2 protein-coding genes and 1 pseudogene are annotated in these 3,639 nt (G+C 64.7%); 2 read left to right on the top strand and 1 reads right to left on the bottom strand.

All coding sequences use genetic code 11. From position 1 onward, the window contains the following. Positions 1-50: 50 nt before the first annotated feature. A pseudogene (locus AX672_RS18040) lies at positions 51-488 on the bottom strand (type II restriction endonuclease); the annotation flags it as partial. A 331-nt stretch (positions 489-819) separates the two neighbouring features. Between AX672_RS18040 and AX672_RS18035 the strand changes: the two are divergent. Next, positions 820-3,177: a heavy metal translocating P-type ATPase gene (locus AX672_RS18035; protein WP_371262954.1), complete on the top strand. Its 2,358-nt coding sequence runs from the start codon at positions 820-822 to the stop codon at positions 3,175-3,177. Beyond that, a complete protein-coding gene (gene cueR, locus AX672_RS18030) occupies positions 3,174-3,557 on the top strand; it encodes a Cu(I)-responsive transcriptional regulator (protein WP_017980795.1) in 384 nt (127 codons plus the stop codon). The genes AX672_RS18035 and cueR overlap by 4 nt, the downstream gene beginning before the upstream one ends. Positions 3,558-3,639: the final 82 nt, after the last annotated feature.

Raw genomic sequence — 3,639 nt, 5'->3', positions numbered from 1 at the left:
TCGCTATCCGTTCGCCCTTTCCGTGCAGATACGTCACTTTCGTGTAGTCACCCCTTGATCTTCAAACGGTCGATCGCGTGGATATGGCTGATGATCTCCTCGGCCGTGTCGCAACAGGAACAGGCGTCGAGCAAGCGGCCGAACGCGCGCTGATTGTCGGGGCTCTCGTAAATGTCGGGGATGCGGAGCTTCGGCTTCCAGAGGAACGCATGGTCCGCGCCCTTGAAGATTTGCCGCTGCTCGGCGACGGAATGGACGACGGTTTCGAGCGACGATCCGCGGTAGGCGACGCCGAACGTGCCGCGCTCGATCTCGCCGACAACCTGGGTGATGCCGCGCCGGATTGATCGGAAGTTCTTCAACCGCTCGTCCCAAAGAAACCAGCTCCGATAGGTCGCGCCCTGATCGTCACGCCAGCGGGCAATTAAGCGGCGCACCAGGCCGTCATGGTCGGTGCCAGTAGAAAGACTGTCGATCTGCGCTGCCATATGTCCCCGATTGCCCCCGGCCCGCGTTTGGCGAGCTAGTAATAGACCTAAGCTGCGGCCCTTATGGCGTCGAGGGTGTAGAGCTGGCCCCCGCAATATGAGGGCAACGCCGCTCCCGCGCGTAGATTCAACATACACGCCAGCGGTGCCGACAGGGCCTTGACCCTAACACGGTGTCATACCCTACATGCTCTCGGGTCGAAGGAGTCTTGCCATGAACGACCCTCATTACCATTCCCAAGCCGGGCGTTGCGGCTGTTCGAAGCCTGCGCCTGAATCGGTCTCCACGCCCTCATCCTGTTGCGGGGGCGGCTCGGCCGCTCCCGCAAAGATCGAGCACGAACATCATCACACCGAAGCGGGCGGCTGCTGCTCGGGCAGTAAGGACAACGATGCCGCAGCAGCAGTGATCGACGCGGTGTGCGGCATGACGGTCGATCCCGCAAAAACGACACACCATGCCGAGCACGCTGGTCATGCCTATCATTTCTGTAGCGCAGGGTGCCGGAGCAAGTTTGTCGCCAATCCTGACGCCTATCTGAGCGATAAGCCGAAACCGGAGCCGATGGCGACGCCGGGGGCGATGTGGACGTGCCCGATGCACCCGCAAATTCGCCAGGAAGGGCCGGGAACTTGCCCAATCTGCGGCATGGCGCTCGAACCCGAAGAACCGTCGCTCGACGATACTCCCAACCCTGAGCTGGTCGACTTCACGCGCCGACTGTGGGTGGCGGGCGCGCTCACGATCCCGCTGCTCGTCGTCTCGATGTTCGCGGAAATGTTAGGCCTGCATGTGGTTAGCCCTGCGGCCTCGCCTTGGGTCCAGCTCGCACTCACCGCGCCGATCGTGCTGTGGGCGGGCTGGCCGTTTTTCGAGCGGGGGTGGACATCGCTTCGTACCCGCCATCTCAATATGTTCACACTGATCGCGATCGGCGTAGGTGCCGCCTTCCTCTATAGCGTGGTCGCGACGCTCGCGCCGGGCATCTTCCCAGCGACCTTCCGCACGCATGGGAGCATGGTTCCCGTCTATTACGAGGCGGCCGGCGTCGTGGTGACACTGGTGCTGCTCGGGCAAGTGCTCGAACTGCGCGCTAGGGCGGCGACAGGGCGCGCGATCCGCGCTCTCATGGATCTCGCCCCCAAGACGGCGCGACGCTTGCAGCCTGACGGTTCTGAAGAAGAAGTCGGGCTTGCCGACGTGGCAACCGGTGACCGGCTGCGGGTCCGCCCCGGTGAAGCCATCCCGGTCGATGGCGTCGTGGTCGAGGGTCGTTCGTCGGTCGACGAAGCCATGCTCACCGGCGAACCCGCGCCGGTCCTCAAGGAAGTCGAGGCGATCGTTACCGGGGGCACCGTCAACGGGACGGGCAGCCTGGTGATGGAAGCCCGCGCGGTTGGTTCGGACACGATGCTCGCGCGTATCGTCCGCATGGTCGCGGAAGCGCAGCGAAGCCGCGCCCCGATACAGGCGGTCGCCGATCGGGTTTCAGGATGGTTCGTGCCGCTCGTCGTGCTGATCTCGATTGCGACCTTCATCACTTGGTCGCTGGTCGGCCCTGAGCCGCGCATGGGCCATGCCCTGCTTAACGCCATCGCAGTGCTGGTGATCGCCTGCCCGTGCGCGCTCGGGCTCGCCACGCCCATGTCGATCATGGTCGGCACGGGACGCGGCGCTCAGGCCGGCGTGCTGGTGAAGAACGCGGAAGCCTTACAGGGGCTGGAAAAGGTCGATACCCTTGTCATCGACAAGACGGGTACGCTCACGGAAGGCAAGCCCAAGCTGATCGCGGTCGAGACGGTCAGCGCGGTCGGAGAGAACGACATGCTCGCGCTTGCCGCGGCCGTCGAAGGCCAATCCGAACATCCGCTCGCGCACGCAATCGTCGTTGCCGCCAAAGAACGAGGATTGCAGCTCGGCACAGTCGCGGACTTTGCCTCGCAAACCGGGCTGGGTGTCAGCGCCACGGTGGGCGGCCGCTCGGTCGTGATTGGCAATGCGGTGCAAATGAGCCGGATCGGCGCTGATCTCAAGCCGGTCGACGCCGCGGCCGATCGTCACCGTGGCGAAGGCGCGGGCATCATCCTCGTCGCGATCGACGGGGCGCTCGCCGGTCTGCTCGCAGTCGCCGATCCGGTGCGCGCATCGGCGCGCGACGCTATTGCCGCGCTTCGCAAGGAGGGCCTGCGGGTCGTCATGCTCACCGGCGACAATCGTGGGACGGCCGATGCTGTCGCGCGCGCCGTGGGCGGTCTTGATGACGTGCGCGCCGATCTGCTGCCGGAAGACAAGGCGCGTATCATCGGCGAGCTGAAAGCGAGCGGCGCAAGGGTCGCAATGGCGGGCGATGGGATCAACGACGCCCCGGCGCTCGCCGCCGCGGATGTCGGCTTGGCGATGGGAACGGGAACAGACGTGGCGATCGAAAGCGCCGGCATGACGCTCACGCGCGGCGATCTCTCGGCGATCGTGCGCGCCCGCAAGCTCGCTCGCGCGACGATGCGAAATATCCGCCAAAACCTGTTCTTCTCGTTCTTGTTCAACGGAATCGGCGTGCCGGTTGCGGCCGGCGTGCTTTACCCGGTTGCCGGTATCCTGCTGTCGCCGATGCTGGCCGGTGCAGCGATGGCGCTCTCGTCCTTCACCGTGGTCCTGAACGCACTGCGGCTCAACGCGGTAAAGCTGTGAACATCGGAGCGGCGTCGGACGCCAGCGGCGTCTCCCAACGCATGATCCGCCACTATGAAAAGATTGGTTTGGTGCCCGCGCCGCCACGGCGCGGGAACTACCGGGACTACGCCGACGCTGACGTTCATCGGCTGCGATTTATCGCCAACGCGCGCGACCTGGGGTTCCCGATCGAGGAAATCCGCACGCTGCTGGGGCTGTGGTCGGATCGCGATCGGTCGAGCGCGGAAGTGAAGACGCTGGCGGAAGCCCGCGCTGCCGAACTGGGCCGCAAGGTCCGCGTCTTGGACGCCATGCGCCGCTCGCTTACCGGGCTCGCCCAAGCCTGTCATGGCGATGATCGGCCTGATTGTCCGATCATCGAACGCTTGGCTGAATAACTTGCGCGGCTAACTTTTACTCCACTTGGGGGCCGGTGAGAGAATGTTCGAAAACGTACGCTAAGCATCCCGACCGTTCCGA

It is taken from the genome of Sphingomonas sp. CCH10-B3 (assembly GCF_001556185.1).
Classification (GTDB): Bacteria; Pseudomonadota; Alphaproteobacteria; order Sphingomonadales; family Sphingomonadaceae; genus Sphingomonas; species Sphingomonas aquatica.
Note: the sequence above shows the minus strand (reverse complement) of the source record. Positions and strands in the feature narration are given on the sequence as shown.